The 20,250-nt window shown below is 63.8% G+C and carries 14 protein-coding genes; 7 read left to right on the top strand and 7 right to left on the bottom strand.

The window, feature by feature from the left end:
• The first annotated feature begins 110 nt into the window (after positions 1-110).
• Complete coding sequence (locus FJ548_RS03365; protein ID WP_246678545.1) at positions 111-1,571, top strand: AMP nucleosidase; 1,461 nt, start codon at positions 111-113, stop codon at positions 1,569-1,571.
• A 131-nt stretch (positions 1,572-1,702) separates the two neighbouring features.
• A complete protein-coding gene (locus FJ548_RS03360; RefSeq protein WP_181168698.1) occupies positions 1,703-2,713 on the top strand; it encodes an endonuclease/exonuclease/phosphatase family protein in 1,011 nt (336 codons plus the stop codon).
• A 41-nt stretch (positions 2,714-2,754) separates the two neighbouring features.
• On the opposite strand, the gene FJ548_RS03355 is transcribed toward FJ548_RS03360, so the two are convergent.
• On the bottom strand, positions 2,755-3,351 hold the full coding sequence (locus FJ548_RS03355; RefSeq protein WP_140611165.1) for a DUF922 domain-containing protein: 597 nt from the start codon (positions 3,349-3,351) through the stop codon (positions 2,755-2,757).
• Positions 3,352-3,458: 107 nt separating this feature from the next.
• Complete coding sequence (locus FJ548_RS03350; RefSeq protein ID WP_140693617.1) at positions 3,459-5,138, bottom strand: electron transfer flavoprotein-ubiquinone oxidoreductase; 1,680 nt, start codon at positions 5,136-5,138, stop codon at positions 3,459-3,461.
• Between the two features lie 220 nt (positions 5,139-5,358).
• Here FJ548_RS03350 and FJ548_RS03345 point away from each other — a divergent pair, with 220 nt between their 5' ends.
• The 3 genes from FJ548_RS03345 (at position 5,359) to FJ548_RS03335 (ending at position 7,905) form a co-directional block, all read left to right on the top strand.
• Positions 5,359-6,003, top strand: a complete 645-nt coding sequence (locus tag FJ548_RS03345) for a hypothetical protein (RefSeq protein WP_140776799.1) — start codon at positions 5,359-5,361, stop codon at positions 6,001-6,003.
• Between the two features lie 50 nt (positions 6,004-6,053).
• Positions 6,054-6,974: a uracil-DNA glycosylase gene (locus FJ548_RS03340; protein WP_140776797.1), complete on the top strand. Its 921-nt coding sequence runs from the start codon at positions 6,054-6,056 to the stop codon at positions 6,972-6,974.
• Positions 6,975-7,092: 118 nt separating this feature from the next.
• Positions 7,093-7,905, top strand: coding sequence for a helix-turn-helix transcriptional regulator (locus FJ548_RS03335; RefSeq protein WP_140611174.1), 813 nt, complete (start codon positions 7,093-7,095; stop codon positions 7,903-7,905).
• On the opposite strand, the gene FJ548_RS03330 is transcribed toward FJ548_RS03335, so the two are convergent.
• Positions 7,906-8,871, bottom strand: coding sequence for a DMT family transporter (locus FJ548_RS03330; protein ID WP_140611176.1), 966 nt, complete (start codon positions 8,869-8,871; stop codon positions 7,906-7,908).
• Positions 8,872-9,101: 230 nt separating this feature from the next.
• Here FJ548_RS03330 and pepN point away from each other — a divergent pair, with 230 nt between their 5' ends.
• Both pepN and FJ548_RS03320 read left to right on the top strand, forming a co-directional pair.
• Positions 9,102-11,747 (top strand): aminopeptidase N, encoded by a 2,646-nt coding sequence (gene pepN / locus FJ548_RS03325; RefSeq protein WP_140776795.1) that lies wholly within the window; start codon positions 9,102-9,104, stop codon positions 11,745-11,747.
• A gap of 207 nt (positions 11,748-11,954) precedes the next feature.
• A complete protein-coding gene (locus FJ548_RS03320) occupies positions 11,955-14,276 on the top strand; it encodes a PAS domain-containing sensor histidine kinase (RefSeq protein ID WP_140776793.1) in 2,322 nt (773 codons plus the stop codon).
• A gap of 45 nt (positions 14,277-14,321) precedes the next feature.
• Here FJ548_RS03320 and FJ548_RS03315 read toward each other — a convergent pair whose 3' ends face one another.
• From FJ548_RS03315 to FJ548_RS03300, 4 genes are read right to left on the bottom strand one after another with little or no spacing between them, the layout of a single operon-like run.
• The gene (locus FJ548_RS03315; protein ID WP_140776791.1) at positions 14,322-14,798 is read right to left on the bottom strand and encodes a hypothetical protein; all 477 of its coding nucleotides are present in this window, start codon (positions 14,796-14,798) and stop codon (positions 14,322-14,324) included.
• A 51-nt stretch (positions 14,799-14,849) separates the two neighbouring features.
• A complete protein-coding gene (locus tag FJ548_RS03310) occupies positions 14,850-17,810 on the bottom strand; it encodes a bifunctional [glutamine synthetase] adenylyltransferase/[glutamine synthetase]-adenylyl-L-tyrosine phosphorylase (protein WP_140776789.1) in 2,961 nt (986 codons plus the stop codon).
• On the bottom strand, positions 17,810-19,291 hold the full coding sequence (locus FJ548_RS03305; protein ID WP_140776787.1) for a HAMP domain-containing sensor histidine kinase: 1,482 nt from the start codon (positions 19,289-19,291) through the stop codon (positions 17,810-17,812). The genes FJ548_RS03310 and FJ548_RS03305 overlap by 1 nt, the downstream gene beginning before the upstream one ends.
• An 8-nt stretch (positions 19,292-19,299) precedes the next feature.
• Positions 19,300-19,974: a response regulator transcription factor gene (locus FJ548_RS03300; RefSeq protein WP_181168697.1), complete on the bottom strand. Its 675-nt coding sequence runs from the start codon at positions 19,972-19,974 to the stop codon at positions 19,300-19,302.
• Between the last annotated feature and the right edge of the window lie 276 nt (positions 19,975-20,250).

Here is a 20,250-nt window from a genome sequence, read left to right as displayed (position 1 = left end):
ATGCAGCTTTGAGCGGCTTCGGCGGCAAGCCCCCTCCCAACCGCTCGTCCAAGTCTCTATATTGAGCCATGGAAAAGCGAATCTACCCCCAAGCCATCGAATCTGTCGTCATGCCGGAGCCTTTTGGCCGGCAAAGCTTTCACAGCGCCGAAAAAGCGGTCGCAGCACTGCAGATGCTCTACGACCGCAACACCAAATTCCTGCGCGATTCCTTCGCCGCGCTTGCCGCCGGCGGCGACAGCAGCAAGCGCTACCGCGCCTTCTATCCCGAGATCGGCGTCACCACGAGTTCGTTCACCCAGGTCGACTCACGCCAGGCCTACGGCCATATGCCGACGCCCGGTCATTTCGCCACCACGATTACCCAGCCGCGGCTGTTCGAGAATTACCTCGTCGAGCAGCTTCGCCTGATCATGCGCAATCACGGTGTGGCGGTGACGGTCTCGGAATCGACCACGCCGATCCCGCTGCATTTCGCCTTCCTGGAGGGCGCCTATGTCGACGGCGCGGCGGCCGAACGCATCAAGCGGCCGATCCGCGACCTGTTCGACGTGCCGGACCTCGACGGCACCGACGATCAGATCGCCAACGGCACGTTCGAGGTCGCCTTCGGCGAGCCTCGGCCACTGGCGCCATTCACCGCGCAGCGCATCGATTATTCGTTGCACCGCATGACGCACTATACGGCCACCAGCCCGCAGCATTTCCAGAATTTCGTGCTGTTCACCAATTATCAGTTCTACATCGACGAGTTCGTCGCCCGCGCGCGCGACCTGATGGAGAATGGCGGCGGCGGCTATGTGGAATTCGTCGAGCCGGGCAATGTCGTGACCCGGGCCGGCGCCGGCGCGGCAAGCGAGGGCACCCCACCCGCCCGCCTGCCGCAGATGCCTGCCTACCACCTGAAGAAGCCGAACCATGGCGGCATCACCATGGTCAATATCGGGGTTGGGCCTTCCAACGCCAAGACGATCACCGACCACATCGCGGTGCTGAGGCCGCATGCCTGGGTGATGCTTGGCCACTGTGCCGGGCTGCGCAACACCCAGGCGCTGGGCGACTACGTGCTGGCGCACGCCTATGTGCGCGAGGACCATGTGCTCGACGACGATCTTCCGGTGTGGGTGCCGATCCCGCCACTGGCCGAAATCCAGGTCGCGCTCCAGGAAGCGGTTGCCGAGGTCACCGGCTTGGCCGGCTACGATTTGAAGCGCATCATGCGCACCGGCACGGTCGCCACCATCGACAATCGCAACTGGGAACTGCGCGACCAGCGCGGACCGGTGCAGCGCCTGTCGCAGTCGCGCGCCATCGCGCTCGACATGGAATCGGCGACGATCGCCGCCAATGGTTTCCGCTTCCGCGTCCCTTACGGCACGCTGCTGTGCGTTTCCGACAAGCCGCTGCATGGCGAGTTGAAGCTGCCCGGCATGGCGACCGAGTTCTATAAGCGCCAAGTGGCGCAACACCTGACAATCGGCATCAGGGCGATGGAGAAGCTGGCCGAGATGCCGATGGAGCGATTGCATTCACGCAAGCTCCGGAGCTTTTCCGAGACGGCATTCCAGTAGGCGACCGTGAAGCCGCGGCGAGGCAATTCGTCGTCTTGCCCGGGCCGCGATTTGGCCCATAAGCAGATCGAACGATCGTCAGGCGGCATTCGGCAGATATGACCCCAATGACAACAGGCGCGCGCTCGAACATGACTGCTGGGTTGGCATTCCTGGCGATGATGGCCTTGTCGGCGGCCCTGTTGGCCGGTTTCTTCGGCTCGCTGCACCCCGCTTTCGATTCCTTCTCGCATTTCCGCATGCACCTCGGCATGCTTGTCGCGTTGCTTGCCCTGCCGCTGCTGGCCAGTTCGTTTCGGCTGCAGGCCGCGGCGGCCCTACTCTTTGCCGTCGCCAGCCTCGCGACGACGGCAAGTGCGCTGCCCAGATTCTGGCCGCAGCAGGCCGTCGCCAAACCGGCGGATCAAATGACTTACAGCCTGTTGCAGATGAATCTGCGCTTCAACAACCCGACACCGAAGAAAGTGCTTTCCCTGATCGGCCGCACCAATCCGGACGTGATCACCCTCGACGAAGTCTCGGCGATGTGGGCGACCGAGTTCAGCTATATCGCCAGCGCCTACCCCTACCGCATTCTTTGCGACTATCCCAACGGCATGTTCGGCGTAGCGCTGCTGTCGCGCCGGCCATTCGTCGCCGGCACCGCGCCGCGTTGCGAGCCGCGGGGCGCGATGGCGACCGCCACCATCGATTTCGGCGGGATCGGTGTCGACGTCGCCGCGATCCATTTGAGCTGGCCCTGGCCGAAGGAGCAATACTGGCAGATCGGCGAACTGGCGGAACCACTGGCCGCGCTCGGCGAGACCGCGATCCTGGCCGGCGATTGCAACGCCGTGCCGTGGAGCGCGGCTGTGCGGCGGGTCGCGGCTCTCGGCGGGCTGACACTTATGCCTTCGGCCGGCCCGACCTGGATCCACCGGACGCTGCCCGACGTCCTGCGCCGCTATGCGGGCCTGCCTATCGACCAGGTGTTCAGCAAGGGCGCATTGACGATCCTGTCGTCGACGCGAATGGAGGATACCGGCTCCGACCATCTGCCGGTCCTGGTCCAGTTCACGCTGCGGCCCGACGACAAGCAGCCTCATGACGAACATGAGAGCGCGTTGGCCTCGAACAATCCGATTCCCACGCCGCGCGGCTGAGCGCGCCTTCGTCCTCTCCAGGATGACGACTGGATCGGCCTTCAGGGCTTCCCCACCAAAGCGTCGACAAGGTGCTCGACATGGCCGCCGTTGCGGTGCTCGCGCGCGTCGAAAGCGTTCTGCTTGGCTTCGTATTCGGCATAGATGGCGTTGATGCGCCGTCTCGCCTCAAAGTGTGTGCCCGTGCAGAACCAGTTGTCCGGGCGTTCCAGGCCGGCAAGCGCGGTCTCGGTCGCGCGCATCATCGCCTTGGCGATGCTGCCGTGCGTGTGCTCGTGCTTGCGGACGCCAGCCATGAACCGGTCCCAACGCTTGCGCAGGCCTGGGCTTGCCGGCGAGAACCGCGGGAAAGTGTAGGTCAGATCAAGGGTGCCGTTGGCCTGCCGCAAATGACAAATCCCATCCTGGCGGCTGATATCGAGTTCCCAGTGGACGGTGTAGCCGGTTTCGGCGATGGCACGTGTCATATAGCCGTGCTTGGGTCCCTGCCGGTCCATCGCCTCGACAAGCTCGGCCCCGGTCTCTCCGGCAACATCATAGGTACGGACGCGGACGATGAGCTTAGTGGCCGCCGATGCGGCTGACACGCAGGACAGCGCACAGGCCGCGGCAAGCATTGTCAGGCTGGTCAGGCGCATGTCCGCCTCCTTTGTGGGTAGCCAAGCAGACCACACTCGGCGAGGCGCTTCAACGGGCTTGCGCGAAGCCGCCAGTCTCGCGATGGCGGCAGCAGATCGGCCGCCACTCACATATTCTGGTAGACCGGGCCTTCTCCGCCCTGCGGCGGCACCCAGTTGATGTTCTGGTTCGGGTCCTTGATATCGCAAGTCTTGCAGTGGACGCAGTTCTGCGCGTTGATCACGAAGCGCACGTCCTTGGCCGAGGGATCGGCGGCTGCGTTGCCGTCCTTGTCGACCCATTCGTAGACACCGGCCGGGCAATAGCGTGTGGAAGGCCCGGCGAAGACATCGTGCTCGGAGCGCTGCTGCAGCGCCATGTCGCCGACGATGAGGTGCACCGGCTCGTTTTCCTCGTGATTGGTGTTGGACAGGAACACCGAGGACAGGCGGTCGAATGTCAGCACGCCATCCGGCTTCGGATAGGCGATCTTCTTGTGCTGGGCGGCGGGCTCGAGTGTAGCATAGTCGGCCTTGCCATGCTTCAGCGTGCCGAAGGGCGAGAAACCGAACAAGCTGTTCAGCCACATGTCGAGGCCGCCGAGGCTGACGCCGACGATGGTGCCGAAGCGCGACCAGAGCGGCTTGACGTTGCGCACCTTCTTCAGGTCCTTGCCGATGTCGGTCGCGCGCCACGCCGCCTCGTAGGAGGAAAGCTCGTCATTGGCACGGCCGGCGCCGATCGCCTCGGCGACATGCTCGGCCGCCAGCATTCCCGACAGCACCGCATTGTGGGAGCCCTTGATGCGCGGCACGTTGACGAAGCCTGCCGCACAACCCATCAGCACGCCGCCTGGGAAGGACAGTTTCGGCACCGATTGCCAGCCGCCCTCGGTGATAGCGCGCGCGCCGTAGCCTAGACGCTTTGCGCCTTCGAACGTACCCGCGACCGCCGGATGGGTCTTGAAGCGCTGAAATTCCTCGAAGGGCGACAGATATGGGTTTTTGTAGTTGAGGTGGACGACGAAGCCGACCGCCACCTGGTTGTCCTCCAGATGGTAGAGGAACGAGCCGCCGCCAGTCTTCATGTCAAGCGGCCAGCCGAAGGAATGCTGCACCAGGCCCGGCCGGTGGTTCTCCGGCTTGACCTGCCAGAGTTCCTTGAGGCCGATGCCATACTTGCCGGGTTCGCGGCCGTCGGAAAGTTTGTATCTGGCGATCAGCTGCTTGGCGAGCGAGCCCCGCGCGCCTTCGCCGATCAGCACATATTTGCCCATCAGTGCCATACCCGGCGCGAAGCCTGGGCCATGCGTGCCGTCCTTCTCGACGCCCATGTCGCCGGTGACGACGCCGGTGACGGCGCCTTCTTCATTGTAGAGCAGCCCAGCGGCGGCAAAGCCCGGATAGATCTCGACGCCAAGCGCCTCGGCCTTGGTCGCCAGCCAGCGGCAGACATTACCGAGCGAGACAATGTAATTGCCGTGGTTGTTCATCAGCGGCGGCATTAGGAAATTGGGCAGACGGAACGAGCCGGCCGGGCCGAGCACGAGGAAATGATCCGCGGTGACGGGCGTCTTGAAAGGGTGGCCTTCCTCTTCGCGCCAGCCGGGCAGCAGCCGGTCGATGCCGATCGGATCGACGACGGCGCCGGAGAGGATATGGGCGCCGACCTCGCCGCCCTTTTCCAGCACGACGACGGAAAGCTCGGGATTGACCTGCTTGAGTCGGATGGCCGCGGCAAGGCCGGCCGGTCCGGCACCGACGATGACCACGTCGAATTCCATGCTTTCGCGTTCGATATCGCTCATCAACCCCTCCGCACTGGCTTGCCGCTGGTCGCGCATCTTGCTGGCTCCTGCGCTGCATAGCGCATCAATTGACGACAGGAAACCGGCGCATGCGTGACAATGCGGATTTGGCCAAAAAGTCGCGCATCTTGCGGCATCGTAGCCGTTTCTGCACAGCGCGGCCCGCCAACCCAGCGTTTTTTATTGTTCGACGACTTGCTTATCGGCCATACTTCCCGCCATGCGCATTCCCGGGCCAGCCGGCTTTTCTTCGACGCGCTTTCCATCGACGCCCGGCCGGGCCAGCCGGGCGATTCTTCTTGCTCTTCTGACGTTGGCACCAGGTCACGCCGCCCCGAACGAGGTGAAGGTCTGGGCAACAGGCGCCTACTCCTTCTCCGACGAGCTTGGCGGCTTCCGCATCACTGGAGCCTCAGGCATCGGAACGAGGGACGATCCGCTGGTCATCACCGAAGAGCTGAATTCAGCGACACCGGTGACGCTAACCATCCGCACGACAAAGCCGATCCAGCCATTCGGCAAAGCGGGTGAGTTCGCCAACGGTATCATGTATATGCGCATCGACGTGCTCAACAACAGCGGCCAGGCCTGGATCGAGTTCCAGTTCGAGCTTCAGGAAATACTGGATCAGCCAAGCGTGTTTGGAGACGGACTTTCGTTCGACCAGCGCAACAAGACGCCCGAGAACATCTGGTCCAGCAATTTCGCCGATTTCGACCGCGACTTCGAACCCTATGACCGGCTGCTATTCAGGAATGGCAAGGTCGACCCGCTGAAGACCGCCAGCTTCGAATTCCTGATGACCGATTACACGCCGCGATGGACCTTCTATCTGGTGCAGGACCCACGCATACCGACGGGATAGCGCGGTCTGAACAACTTGCAAATCGTGGTCGCGCGGACGATGGTGGCGCCATGACTGCCACCGCCCCCAACACCCCAGCCGAAATCGCCGAGCTGCTCGCCTTCTATGCCAGCACGGGCGTCGACGAGGCGTTGGAGGACTCACCCATCAACCGGTTCGCCGAAGCTTCTCGTCCGAAGCAATCCGAGCGCGCGCCTGCACCGGTCGCGCCCGCCCACGAAAACGGACCCCAGGAGCGGCCCTCATTGGCCCCCCGCGGCGACCAAAGCAGAGCTGCAGGTCAGCAAACGGCATCGCCCGGGTTGGATGCAAGCAAGGTGCCGGATGCGCCGGCGCGTACCGTGGCCGCCGCCGTGCCCGACGAGGCGCAGGCCGCCCTCGCCCGGCAAATCGCGGCGCGCGCTTCCACCCTCGAAGAGCTGCGCCAGCACATGGCGGCGTTCGACGGCTGCAATCTCAAGGCCACCGCCAAGAACCTGGTGTTCGCCGACGGCAATCCGGAGGCCGCGGTCATGCTGGTGGGCGAAGCGCCGGGCCGTGACGAGGACATCGAGGGGCTACCCTTCGTCGGCCGTTCCGGCCAGTTGCTCGACCGCATGCTGGCCGCGATCGGGCTCGACCGCACATCCGTCTACATTGCCAACGTCATTCCGTGGCGGCCGCCGGGCAACCGCACGCCGACGCCGCATGAGACCGAGATCTGCCGGCCCTTCATCGAGCGGCAGATCGAGCTGGTCAATCCCAAGGTGTTGGTCAATCTCGGCGGCCCGTCGGCCAAGACCTTGCTCAACACCTCCGAAGGCATCCTCAGGCTGCGCGGCAATTGGCGCGTCCACACAACGGCCTCCGGCACCGCCATTCCGGCCATGCCGACACTGCACCCGGCCTATCTCCTGCGAACACCGGCCCACAAGAAGCTGGCCTGGCGGGATTTTCTCGAAGTGAAGGCGAAGCTGCGGGCGCTGTCCTAGACTCTTTGTCCTTACGCAATTCCGGACGGAAAACCGCAACGCACTTTTCCTGGAGTTGCTCCAGCGATAACCTCTCAGGTAATTGAAATGCGCCTGGCCTCGGCCTAACCATCCCTCCATGACAACAGCCCAGCCCTCCGCCGGCAGTCTGATCCGGGAATGGCGTACGCGCCGCCGCATGAGCCAACTCGACCTCGCCACGGAGGCCGAGATTTCGCAGCGGCATCTGAGCTTCGTCGAGAGCGGACGCGCCGCGCCCTCGCGCGACATGGTGCTGCATCTTGCCGAGCAGCTCTCGATTCCACTTCGGCAACGCAACCAATTGCTGCTGGCGGCGGGCTTCGCGCCCAGCTTCAGCGAACGGCCGCTCAGCGACGCGACGCTGGCACCGGCGATGGCGGCGGTCGAGATCGTGCTCAAGGGGCACGAGCCTTTTCCGGCGCTCGCTGTCGACCGGCACTGGAACCTGGTTTCGGCGAATGCCGCGATTGCGCCCTTGCTCGCCGATGTCAGCGAGGCTTCCTTGCTGGCACCACCTGTCAACGTGCTTCGCCTCAGCCTTCACCCTGGCGGCATCGCGCCGCGCATCGTCAACCTCCAGGAATGGCGCACGCATCTGCTCCAGCGCCTGAAGCACCAGAACGATGCCACCGACGACCCGGTTCTGATCGAGTTGGAGCGCGAATTGCGTGGCTACCCTTCCGGCCTCATGGGCAGCCGGCCGGCGCCCGTCGAGCCGAATGCCATCGCGCATCCGCTCAGACTTGCCCATGGCGATCAGGTGCTGTCGTTCATCAGCACCATAACGGTGTTCGGCACACCGCTCGACGTGACCTTGTCGGAGCTGGCGATCGAATCCTTTTTCCCGGCGGACGAACAGACACGAGCGGTGCTGGTGCGGCTGACGAAGGAACGGGCCGAACGGTCGTGATCAGCCTTGCGGCAAGGCCGCCTTTCGCGTCCTCGTGCGTTCCAGGCCGAGTTGACGCTCACGCCAGATGATGAAGATACCGGCGGCCACCACGATCACACCACCGACCAGGGTGCTGAGCGAGGTCACATCGCCGAAAACGAAATAACCGACGACGACGCCGAGGATCATCGAGGTGTATTCGAAGGGCGCCACGACCGACGCTTCGGCATGCCGGTAAGCCGCCGTCATCAGGATCTGACCGAGGCCGCCGCAAAACCCGGCCAGCACGAGGAGCGCGGCTTGCATTTGCGTCAGCGATTGCCAGCCGAAAGGCAGCGTCAGCAGCGAGAGCACGCTCGCCGTCGAGGAGAACCATAGCACAATGGTCGCCGTCTTCTCGGTCTGCACGAGATTGCGCACGAGCAGCATGGCGACAGCCGAGATGGCCGCGGCCACCAGCACGGCCACCACGCCCAGGACCTCCTGATCGTCGAGCCCCTCGCCCGAGTTGAGCAGGGTCAGTTCCGGCCACGAAATGATGAGCACGCCAATAAGACCAACGGCAACGGCGCTCCAGCGATAGACGCGGATCGTCTCGCCGAGGAAGATCGAGGAGAACACCACGACCAGCAGCGGCTGCGCATAGTTCAAGGTGATCGCCTCCGGCAGCGGCAGCCTGGTCAGCGCGAAGAAGCCAAGTCCCATGGCGCCGACGCCAACGATGCCGCGCGTGACATGGTTGAAAGGTCGTTTGGTGACGAATGCCGTGGACAGCTGTCTCTTGAATGCCAGAAAAGCAATGATCGGGAAGATGGCGAAGAAGGAGCGGAAGAAGACGATCTGGCCCGCGGGCACGTCGCCGACGGCCTTGATGCAGGTTTGCATGCCGACGAAAACCGCCACGGAGACGATCTTCAGCGCGATGCCCCTCGATGTGCCGTGGCCGCCGGTGGTCTCTGCTTGCGCCCTCACTCCTGATGTCACGCTATCGATGCGTCCTTGATCATTGCTCAGATCCGTCCCCGCGTTGTCCGCCCGTCCCGATTTTCGGCCCGACGGTCATGACTGCCTCGTGATGGTTGGGAAGGAGCGCCTGGAAATCGGCCTTCTCACAGTTTTGTCGAAGGACTGTTTCGTGTAAAGAGCGCGGGCTTCGAATTTTTTGGACCAGTCAGACCATGTCTGGTCCCCGGAAAGACAGGAAAAGCCAGGGAATGCGCACTGACACAGGCCAGGTCTTCAAACTGGAAGACTATCGCCCCAGCGACTACCTCATTCCGGAAACGAACCTTGAATTCCGTCTTTCGCCCCAGGCCACGATCGTCACCGCAATATTGACGATCGAGCGTCGGGCGGGCGTTGCCGCGTCGGCGCCGCTGGTGCTCGACGGCGACGGGCTGAGGCTCAAACGCATCGAGATCGACGGCAAGAAAGCGAAGCCGGCGGATCTGTTGATCGGCCCCGACCAGTTGACCATTCTCAAGCCACCGGCAGCGGGCCGCTTCCGGTTGCTGATCGCAACAGAAGTGGCGCCGGCCGGCAATGAAGCCCTGATGGGTCTCTACCGCTCGAACAACGTCTATTGCACGCAATGCGAGGCTGAGGGCTTTCGCCGCATCACCTATTTCCTCGATCGCCCCGATATCCTGTCCGTCTACACCGTGCGGATCGAAGCGCTGCGCGACGAGGCGCCGCTACTTCTGTGCAACGGCAACCCGGTCGACAAGGGCGACCTCGGCGACGGCCGGCACTATGCCGTCTGGCACGACCCCTTCCCCAAGCCGTCCTACCTGTTCGCACTGGTGGCCGGTAATCTCGGCAAGGTCGCCGACAGTTTCGTCACGATGTCGGGCCGCAAAGTCGAACTCGGCATCTATGTCGAGCCCGGCAAGGAGAAGCTTGCCAGCTATGCGATGGACGCGCTGAAGCGGTCGATGCAATGGGACGAGGAGGCGTTTGGGCGGGAATACGATCTTGACGTCTTCAACATCGTCGCCGTGTCCGACTTCAACATGGGTGCGATGGAGAACAAGGGCCTCAACATCTTCAACGACAAATATGTGCTGGCCGACCAGGAGACCGCGACGGATGCCGATTTCGCCAATATCGAGGCGATCATCGCGCATGAGTATTTCCACAATTGGACAGGCAACAGAATCACTTGCCGCGACTGGTTCCAGCTTTGCCTGAAGGAAGGGCTGACGGTCTTCCGCGACCACGAGTTCTCCGCCGACCAGCGCTCGCGCGCGGTCAAGCGCATCGCCGAAGTGCGCACGCTGCGTGCGCACCAGTTTCCCGAGGATCAGGGCCCGCTGGCGCATCCGGTGCGGCCGCGCCGCTACCGCGAGATCAACAATTTCTACACGGCGACCGTCTACGAAAAGGGCTCCGAAGTGGTGCGCATGATCCGCACCATTCTCGGTGCCGAGGCCTTTCGCGCCGGCATGGACCTCTATTTCGAACGGCATGACGGCGAAGCCGCGACAATCGAGGATTTCATCAAGGTGTTCGAAGAGGCGTCGGGCCGCGACCTGTCGCAGTTCGCGCTCTGGTACCATCAGGCGGGCACGCCCAACCTTACGGTCAGTTCGACGCACAATCCGTCGGCGCAGGAATTCACGCTCGAGATCGAGCAGTCGGTGCCGCCAACACCTTCGGAAAGCCGCAAGCGGCTGATGCATATCCCTCTCGCCTTCGGCCTGATTGGCGCCGGCGGCGAGCCTGTCACGTATAGCGGCGTCGAGGGCGCCAGCGTTGAGGACGGCGTCATCCATGTCCGCAAGCGCCGACATCTGGTGCGCTTCTCAGGCGTTGCCGAACGCCCGGCGGTGTCGCTCAACCGCGGCTTTTCGGCGCCGGTGACGCTCGCGGTCGAGCAGAAGGCCGATGACCAGTTCTTCCTCGCCCGCCATGATAGTGACGCCTTCTCGCGCTGGCAGGCGTTCAACACGCTGCTCACCGACGCGCTGATCGTTGCCTTCCGCGAAACCCTCGGCGGCAAGCAGCCCGAGTTCGCACCACGGCTGACCGAACTTGCCGGCAGCATCGCCAGCGACGAGACGCTGGAGCCCGCCTACCGGGCCTTGGCTCTGGCGCTGCCCGCCGATGCCGACATTGCCCGCGACATCGGCAAGAACATTGATCCAGACGCCATCCACGCGGCTCGACAGGCCCTTGCGCTCGCCATCGCCACAGCCAATCGGGAACTCTTCGCCCCGCTGTATGACCGCCTTGCGGACAAGGCCGCGTTCAGTCCTGACGCGACAAGTGCCGGGCGACGCGCCCTGCGCAACGTCCTTTTGGACTATCTCTCGCTGCTGCCAGGCGGCGCGGCCCTTGCCGTCGTGCATTTCCAGTCCGCGACCAACATGACCGACCGCGCGGCCGCATTGACGGTCCTTGCGCATCGCCACCACGGTTCGCCGGAGGCAAACAAGGCGCTGGCGACTTTCGAAAAGACGTATGCATCCGACCCGCTGGTCATGGACAAATGGTTCCAGATCCAGGCCGGCGTGCCGGGGCCCCAGGCGGTGGACACGGTTCGCGTCCTGACCGCTCATCCGGCCTTCTCGATGAGCAATCCGAACCGGGTCCGCTCGTTGATCGGTACATTCTCCGGCGCCAACCAGACCGGCTTCCACCGCCCTGACGGCGAAGGCTACCGGTTCTTCGTACAAACGGTGCTCGAGGTCGAAAAGCGCAACCCGCAAGTGGCGGCAAGGCTGGCGACGGCACTGAGATCGTGGCGTTCACTCGAGCCGGGCCGGCAGGTCAAGGCGAGAGAGGCACTGCTTGCGATCGCGGGAGCCGAAAACCTGTCAGCCGATCTGAGGGATATCGTCGAGCGCACGCTGGCGTAGCCACTTCCCAGCCTTCTCCCATGGGAGAAGGCGGAGGCGCCGTACGTCCAAAACCCCAATATTTCAATCAAATTTTAATCTTTTTTCGCCGGGCCACTGGACAAGGCGAATCACCTTTGATTCTTTAATGGCGATTCGGAAGTGCGGTGTTTGCCGGATCACCAGCACATAGAAATGCGGGCATACTGAAATCGGGGAGTGCCATTTATGGCGAAGGCGGACGCGTGGGGCGCGCCCGGAGGGATGGCTTTTGCACGGCGCGTAACGCGAAGCGACGGCCTTGCCGGGAATACGCGGCTCATCGCCGAACCGACCTACAAGCGGCTTCTGGCCGCCGAGCCGTTGCTGCGCCGCTCGATACCGGCCCTCATCATCATCTTCCTGGTCGTCATCGCGGCGCTACGTGTCCTGTCGCTGATGAACGAGCGAGACGATGTCGAGCGTGACGCCAAGGCGGTCCTCACGCTGGCGGCGGCACAACTCGCCAGTTCCCTCGCCACCACCTCGGATACCGTACCTGGCGCCATCCAGGACCTGCTGGAGACCACCAGCCGTCAGGGCGCGATGGGCCGCAGCCATGTGCTCGTCATCACCGACAGCGCCTTCAAGATCACCGCGGTGACGCCGCGCTCGATACCTTGGCAAGGCCATTCACTCGACGGCCTCGTCCAGGGCGGGCAGCCTCTGTTCATGTTCGGCGACCGTGCCGGCGTCATGGAGGTCAACATCGGCGGGCAGGACTGGTATGCTGCGGTCAGCCTCGCCAAGGACAGGAAGGGCGCTGCTGCGGCTCTCGTGCCGCAGGAAGCGGTTTTCGACACATGGCGCAAGACCGTCTCGCTGAACGTCACCCTGTTCGTGCTGACGGCAGGCGTGCTGATCGTCATCCTCTATGCCTATTTCGGACAGGCTGCGCGCGCGCAGGCAGCCGACCGTATTTATCTCGAAGCGCATCAGCGCATCGACATGGCGCTGGTTCGCGGCCGCTGCGGCCTGTGGGACTGGGACATGGTGCGCGGCAAGATGTACTGGTCGCGCTCGATGTACGATATGCTAGGCTACGAGCCCTGCGAGACGATGCTGTCCTTCGGCGAGGTCGACGAGATCATCCACCCCGAGGATGGTGACCTGTTCGAGCTCGCCAACAAGATTGTCGCCCGTGAAATCGATCACATCGACCAGGTGTTCCGGATGCGCCACGCCGATGGCCAATGGGTGTGGATGCGCGCCCGGGCGCAAGTCATGGACCCCGAAGCTCCGGAGATCCAGCTGATCGGCATCGCCGTCGACGTCACCGAGCAGCGCCATCTGGCGCTGCGCTCGGAAGCGGCCGACCTTCGCCTCAGGACCGCCATCGAGAACATCAATGAATCCTTCGTGCTGTGGGATTCGGCTCAGCGCCTGATCATGTGCAACTCCAAATACCAGCAGGACAACGGGCTCTCGGATCGCGACGTGATGCCAGGGGTGACGCGCGTGTCCCTGGAAGAGCGGATGCTGGCCTTTGCTTCCGAGCGTCGGCTTGCCAACACCAATGGCCCGCAAGGCGGCGCGACTTTCGAGCGGCAGCTGTCCGATGGCCGCTGGCTGCAGGTCAACGAGCTCAGGACCCGCGATGGCGGCACCGTCTCGGTCGGGTCCGACATCACCCAGATCAAGCTGCATCAGGAGAAGCTGGTCGACAGCGAGCGCCGGCTGATGGCGACGATCCATGATCTGAGCCTCGCCCGTCGGGCCGAAGAGGAACGGTCGCGCGAACTGGTCGACCTCAACCGCAAATACATGAAGGAAACCGAGCGCGCCGAAGCGGCGAACCGGGCCAAATCCGAATTCCTGGCCAACATGTCGCACGAATTGCGCACGCCTCTGAACGCCATCATCGGCTTCTCCGAACTGATGGAACGGGGCCTGTTCGGCCCGCTGGGCTCGGAGCGCTATGAGGAGTACGCCACCGACATCAACAGCAGCGGCAAATATCTGCTCGGCGTCATCAACGACATTCTCGACATGTCGAAGATCGAGGCCGGCCAGTTCTCGCTGGACCAGGAACAGATCGACCTCGGGCCGTTGATCAGCGAGACGGTGCGTGTCGTCTCGCTGCAGGCGGCACAAAAGGCGATCACCGTGGAGACACGCATCGCCGACGCGTTGACTTTGTTCGCCGATCGCCGCGCGGTCAAGCAGATCGTCATCAACCTCTTGTCCAATGCGGTGAAATTCACCGGCCAAGGCGGCCACATATCGGTCAGGGCCCGCAACACATCGGGCGCGCTGGTGCTGACCATCGAGGATAATGGCTGCGGCATCCCGAAGGAGGCGCTCGGCAAGCTTGGACGACCCTTCGAACAGGTGCAGAACCAGTTCTCCAAGAACCATGCCGGATCGGGGCTCGGCCTCGCCATCTCGCGCTCGCTGGCCGAACTCCAGGGCGGCGCGCTGAAAATCCGTTCGACCGAAGGTGTCGGCACGATCGTTTCGGTGCGCATCCCGGTGAAGAAGGCACCGTCAACGGTCAAGGCAGCGGCCTGAACGACAGGCTCCGAATGATACTACCGGAGCCTGCGCCAGACAGTTTCACTGCATGCCGTCGTTGCCTTGGTCATCCCATTGGTGGTGACGGCCGAAGCGGCCGCCCTTCGGCAGTTCGCTCTTATCGATCTTGCCGTCATTGTTCTTGTCGAGCAGGGCGAACACCTTCTTCTGGCGACCGGCGATGTCATCGGCGGTCAGAGCACCATCGCCCTTGGTGTCGTAGCGGGCGATGATGCGCCTGGCCATCCGCTCGAAACGCGCCTTCTCCAGCGCGTCCGCGAGCTGGGCGACGGTCAGCTTGCCGCCATTATCGGCAACGAGCTTCTTCAGTCGCGCGTCCATCACGTTGGAAAACTGGTCGAAGGTGATGGCGCCACCTGAATCATTCATTGCCTTGTCGAGGCGCGCCATCATGCCCTCGCGCATCTTTGCGCTGGCATTGTTTTCCGCATAGGCCGTGGTGCCGACGGCTCCGGCCAGAGCTACGAAGGCAAGGGCAAGCTTGGTTGACTTTTTCATGATCTTCTCCTGTTGCATCGTCACCCCCGATGCGGCCCGGAAAACCGCTCGTCACGGTCGTCCGGCACGAAGCAAAAGGTCAAAGTCCTTCCTGACCTTTTGCGACGTCTCTTTGAGGTGTGCTTCCAGCACACCGAAATCCGGCAGGTCGGTGACCGCCAGAAGCAGATCGGAAAGCCCCGGCGGAACGTCGTCGCGCTCGAAGGCTCCGGTGAGGCACAGCCGGGTCATCTGGGTCAGCGCCAGGTAGAGGCTGTACGCATCGCCGAGTTCTTGCCTGACCCCGGCGTCGGCGAAGCGAGGTGCCAACCGGGCCAGTATCTCGGCTGTGCCGGTCGCACGCGGCCCGGCCTCGACCTGCCCGGTGATGACAGCCACCTGGGCGATGAATTCGAGATCGATCAGTCCTCCGGGGATCAGCTTGATGTCCCAGAGGTCGCGCGGCGGCTTCTCCGTCTCGATCATGGCCCGCATATCCCAGGCCTCTGCCTTCACCTTTGCCGCGTCGCGCGGCTGGCCAAGCACCGCGGCAACTTCCGCTTCGAGCTCGGCGCACAGGCCGGCATCGCCGGCAATGGCGCGCGCCCGCGATAGCGCCATGTGCTCCCAGGTCCAGGCTTCCTGGCGCTGGTATTTCTTGAAGGCATCGATATGGGTAGCCACCGGCCCCTTGTTGCCCGACGGCCGCAGCCGCAGGTCGAGTTCGTAGAGCACCCCTTCCGCCGTCGGCGCTGAGACGGCGGAAATGAGCCTCTGCGTCATTCGGGTGTAGTAGTGCGAGGGGGCCAGCGGCCTTTCCCCGTCCGATTCGTCAGCATCTGCATCGTGGTCGTAAAGCAGGATGAGGTCGACATCCGACCCCGCGGTCAATTCGCGGCTGCCGAGCTTGCCCATGCCGAGCAGCGCAACCACGCCGCCGGCGATCGTGCCGTGGTGCACCGCGAATTCGGCGATGACCGCCCGCAGGGCTGCCTTGATGGTGAGGTCGGCGAGATCGGAAAAGGCGCGGCCGGCCCGGGCCGGATCGATCGAGCCGGCAAGCAGCCGCACACCGATCAGGAACTTTTGCTCCGAGGCAAAGATGCGCAGCCGGTCGAGCACCTCCTCATAGGCCCTGTCGCCTTCGAGGAAGGCGGACAGCCGCGCCGAAAGATAGGCACGATCGGGGAGCTCGGTCAGGAGGGCGGGGTCGAGCAGGCCGTCGAAGACGTGGGGGCGGCGCGTGATGATCGCCGCCAGCCGGGGCGCGGCGCCCATGATCGTCGCCATCAGCTTGAGCAAGGCCGGATTGGACTGCAGCAGAGAGAACAGCTGGATGCCGGCTGGCAGGCCGGCAAGGAACTCGTCGAAGCGGACCAATGCCTCGTCCGCCCGGCGCGTCTGGCCGAAGGCCTTGAGCAAGGCCGGCGTCAGTTCCGTCAGCCGCTCACGCGCCTCGGCCGACTGGGTGACGCGATAGCGCCCGAAATGCCAGCCGCGGATGACACGGCAGATGTCGCTCGGCCGCTGGAAGCCGAGGCCGTGCAAGGTCCGCAGCGTGTCGGGATCGTCGACATCGCCGGTGAAGACCAGATTGCCGATGCCCGCCGAAAGCTCCGGCGCGGTCTCGAACAGCGCCGCATAGTGGCGTTCGACCTGCTGCAGCGAGGCTCGGAACGCGCCGGCAAACCCGGCCGCATCGGCAAAGCCCAGCATGCGGGCTATCCGCTCCAGCCCTTCCTCGTCTTCGGGCAGCGTGTGCGTCTGCTCGTCCGCCACCATCTGGACGGCGTGCTCGACGCGGCGCAGGAACCAGTATTGGCGGGCAAGCGCGTCACGCGCATCGGCGGTGATCCAGCTGCGCGCGGCAAGCTGGCCGAGCATCGGCACGGTCTCACGGCCACGCAGTTCCTGGAACCGGCCGCCGGCGATGAGCTGCTGGGTCTGGACGAAGAACTCGATCTCGCGGATGCCACCGCGGCCGAGCTTGACGTTGTGACCCTTCACGGCGATCTCGCCGTGGCCCTTGTGGGCGTGGATCTGGCGCTTGATCGAATGGACGTCGGCAATCGCGGCATAGTCCATGTATTTGCGCCAGATGTAGGGCTGCAACTCCTTGAGAAAGGCAGCGCCCGCGGCCAGATCGCCGGCCACCGGACGGGCCTTGATCATCGCCGCACGCTCCCAGTTCTGGCCGCGCGCTTCGTAGTAGCGCAGTGCCGCCTCGACCGGAATCGCGAGCGGCGTCGAACCTGGATCCGGACGCAACCTGAGATCGGTGCGGAAAACATAGCCGTGCTCTGTGCGGTCCTGCAGAATGCGCACCAGCCGTCGCGTCAGGCGCGAAAACAGCTCCGTGGCGTCGAGCGGATCGACCATGGCGGCCGCTTCAGGATCGAAGAAAACGACGAGATCGATATCGGAGGAGAAATTCAGCTCATGCGCGCCGAGCTTGCCCATGCCGAGCAGGATCCAGCCGGACTGCCGCGACGGGTTGCCGAGGTCCGGCAGCTTGAGCTTGCCCTGGGCATGCGCGTCCCGCAGCAGGAAGTCCACCGCCGCACGGGTGCAAGCTTCGGCAAGGTCGCTCAGCCGCCGCACCGTCAGCGACGTTTCGGCGTCACCTGAGAGATCGGCGAGCGCGATCAGGAAATGCGCCTCAGCCTTGCATTGGCGCAGCGCCATCATCAGGCTGGATTCGGAAACCGCCTCGGCCAGCGGCGCCTGGTCGATCGCCGTGGTGATCGCTTTCAGGCGAGCCTCGATCGGCTGGTCGAACAGACCGTCCAGGATCTGCGGCCGGCGTCGCGCCGTATCGCGCAGGAATGGCGAGAGGTCGAAGACAGCGGCCAGGAAAGCCTGGCCCTCCCCGATGCCGCCCAGGAACGCGGCCAGCCGCGCCAGCCCTTCTTCGCGTGCCACGGCGGCAATTTCGGCCAGTTCCTGTCGAGCCCGGCCCTCGTCGAGAGGGGCAAGCGCAACCGCCGGCTTCAGCAGCCAGTCCATGACCGTCCGTTTCGCGGTCGCAGCCATCAGTGATCCTCCCGTGCGGGGAAACTCATGACCACGGATAGTCCCGGATTGCCAGGCAAGAGATCAAGCCTTCCATAGTGGAACGTCATGACCGCCTTGGCGAGGCTCAGTCCAAGGCCTGAGCCGGGCTGCGAGCGGCTCTTCTCCAGCCGAACGAACCGCTCGGTCGCCCGGGCCCGATCGGCGTCATCCGGAATGCCCTGCCCGTTGTCGGTAACGGAAAGCCTGATTTCGCCATGCGTGCGACCGAGCGTCACGCGAACCGCCGGCTTGGACGTCGAACCGGTCGAATATTTGATCGCGTTGTCGACGATGTTGGACAGCGCCTGGCCGATCAGTTCGCGATTGCCGTTGACGACAAAGGCGCCGTTCACCTCGGCTTCGAGGGAAACGCCAGCCTCCTCCGCCACCGGTTCGTAGAGTTCGACGACATCGCGCACCGCCGCCGCCAGATCGACGCGGTTGGTGTGCTCCGAGGAATATCCCGCCTCAAGCCTGGAGATCATCAGGATGGCATTGAAGGTCTTTATGAGTTGGTCGGACTCGGTGATGGTGCCTTCCAGCGCCTGGCGATAATCGGCAGGCTTGTTCTTGCTGGAAAGTGTTGCTTCGGCCCTGTTGCGCAGCCGGGTCAGCGGCGTCTTCAAATCATGCGCGATATTATCGGATACCTGCTTCAGGCCCTCGTTGAGCGTGGCGATCCTGGCCAGCATGGCGTTGAGGTTTTCCGAAAGCCTGTCGAACTCGTCGCCGGCCCCGGTCACCGGCAGCCGGCCGGAGAGATCACCGCCCATGATGCGGCGGCTGGCCTCCGAAACACCGTCGATGCGCTTCAGCGCGGTGCGGCCGACAAAGAACCAGATCAAGATGCCGCCCAGGCCCATCATGCCAAGCGCCAACGTCAGCGCGCGGCGGATGACGGCGCGAAAGCGCTCCGGTTCGCCAAGATCGCGGCCAACCAGCATGATCATCTGATTGGGCAGCCGCAGCACCAGCGCGATGGCGTTATGACCTTTCTCGCCTTCGGTCTGCGGCGCCGCGTTCTCGCCGGTTGAAGGAGACGTCGTCTGATCGGACGTTCCGCTGCGCAGGCGGTCGAGCTCGCCTTCGCCGAAGCGCTTGTAGGAGAAGGGCTGGGTTGTCCAGCCTTCGGTGTCGATCACCCCCGGTTCCAGGCTCTGCACATTGCCGGTCAGTATCTGGCCATTGGCGTCGGCAATCAGATAGAGGTTGGCGCCGGGCTGTCGGGAGCGTGCCTCGACCACACGCACCAGTACCGGTAGACCACCGCGCTGATACGCGCGGGCAAGACCAAGCACTTCGTCGTTGATGGTCTCCTGCGTCTGCGTCGTCAGCATGCGTGCCGACAGTGAGGTCATGTAGAAGACAAGCAGCACGGCGCAGAGCGCGAACAGCAGAAGGTACAGAGCCGAAAGCCGCGCAGCCGTCGTCTTCATGATGGCGGGCACGGAAAGGGCCATGCTGCCGCCTAGCCGCCCTTCAGCATGTAACCTGCGCCGCGAACCGTATGCAGGATGGGCTTGTCGAAGCCTTTTTCAATCTTGCCCCGCAGCCGCGACACATGAACGTCGATGACATTGGTTTGCGGATCGAAATGGTAATCCCAGACATTTTCGAGCAGCATAGTGCGCGTCACCACCTGGCCGGCATGGCGCATCAGATATTCGAGCAGGCGGAATTCGCGCGGCTGCAGCGCGATCTCGCGCGCCGCCCGGCGGACCGAATGCGACAGCCGGTCGAGTTCAAGGTCGCCCACCCGGTAGACGGTTTCGGCCTCCTTGGCGCTGGCGCGGCGGTTCAGCACCTCGACGCGGGCCAAAAGTTCGGAGAACGCGTAGGGCTTGGTCAGATAATCGTCGCCGCCGGCGCGCAAGCCGGTGACCCTGTCATCGACCTCTCCCAGCGCCGACAGGATCAGCACCGGCGTGGTGTTGCCCCTTGAGCGCAGCCCGGCGATAACCGAAAGGCCGTCACGACGCGGCATCATCCGGTCGATGACCATCACGTCATAATCGCCGGCGTCGGCAAGCGCGAAGCCGGTCTCGCCGTCACCGGCGACATGCGCGGTATGACCGGCTTCGGTAAAGGCTTTCTGCAGATAATCCGCAGCCTCCCGATCGTCTTCTATGACGAGAATCTTCATAGGATCGTTATACGCGATTTCGCTGGAAGGTTGAGTAGCCGGCATGTGCATTCAGCCTTTGCCTAAGCGCATCGAGATCAAGATGACCCAGGGGCGCGCAATGAAATCCTTGTTCTCCGGCGTCGTTACGCCGGACATGCCAAGTCCCCGATATGCCAAATCCCGGACGTCTTGCTCCAAAGTCACGCGCTTGCGGATCGGGCGCGGCGGCATGCTTCTGAAAAGCTGACAATGGCCGCGGCAGCGGGCGATGGGGAGCCCGCTGCCGCTGGAGGA

This window comes from Mesorhizobium sp. B2-4-17 (genome assembly GCF_006441275.1).
Lineage (GTDB): Bacteria > Pseudomonadota > Alphaproteobacteria > Rhizobiales > Rhizobiaceae > Mesorhizobium.
The sequence above is the reverse complement of the archived record's forward strand: the minus strand, read 5'-3'. Positions and strand labels throughout refer to the sequence as shown.

Bases quoted from the DNA above. Each gene is read 5' to 3' on its own strand.
- FJ548_RS03365 (WP_246678545.1), top strand. From the start codon at position 111: ATGCCGGAGCCTTTTGGCCGGCAAAGCTTTCACAGCGCCGAAAAAGCG.
- FJ548_RS03360 (WP_181168698.1), top strand. From the start codon at position 1,703: ATGACTGCTGGGTTGGCATTCCTGGCGATGATGGCCTTGTCGGCGGCC.
- FJ548_RS03355 (WP_140611165.1), bottom strand. From the start codon at position 3,351: ATGCGCCTGACCAGCCTGACAATGCTTGCCGCGGCCTGTGCGCTGTCC.
- FJ548_RS03350 (WP_140693617.1), bottom strand. From the start codon at position 5,138: ATGAGCGATATCGAACGCGAAAGCATGGAATTCGACGTGGTCATCGTC.
- FJ548_RS03345 (WP_140776799.1), top strand. From the start codon at position 5,359: ATGCGCATTCCCGGGCCAGCCGGCTTTTCTTCGACGCGCTTTCCATCG.
- FJ548_RS03340 (WP_140776797.1), top strand. From the start codon at position 6,054: ATGACTGCCACCGCCCCCAACACCCCAGCCGAAATCGCCGAGCTGCTC.
- FJ548_RS03335 (WP_140611174.1), top strand. From the start codon at position 7,093: ATGACAACAGCCCAGCCCTCCGCCGGCAGTCTGATCCGGGAATGGCGT.
- pepN (WP_140776795.1), top strand. From the start codon at position 9,102: ATGCGCACTGACACAGGCCAGGTCTTCAAACTGGAAGACTATCGCCCC.
- FJ548_RS03320 (WP_140776793.1), top strand. From the start codon at position 11,955: ATGGCGAAGGCGGACGCGTGGGGCGCGCCCGGAGGGATGGCTTTTGCA.
- FJ548_RS03315 (WP_140776791.1), bottom strand. From the start codon at position 14,798: ATGAAAAAGTCAACCAAGCTTGCCCTTGCCTTCGTAGCTCTGGCCGGA.
- FJ548_RS03310 (WP_140776789.1), bottom strand. From the start codon at position 17,810: ATGGCTGCGACCGCGAAACGGACGGTCATGGACTGGCTGCTGAAGCCG.
- FJ548_RS03305 (WP_140776787.1), bottom strand. From the start codon at position 19,291: ATGGCCCTTTCCGTGCCCGCCATCATGAAGACGACGGCTGCGCGGCTT.
- FJ548_RS03300 (WP_181168697.1), bottom strand. From the start codon at position 19,974: ATGAAGATTCTCGTCATAGAAGACGATCGGGAGGCTGCGGATTATCTG.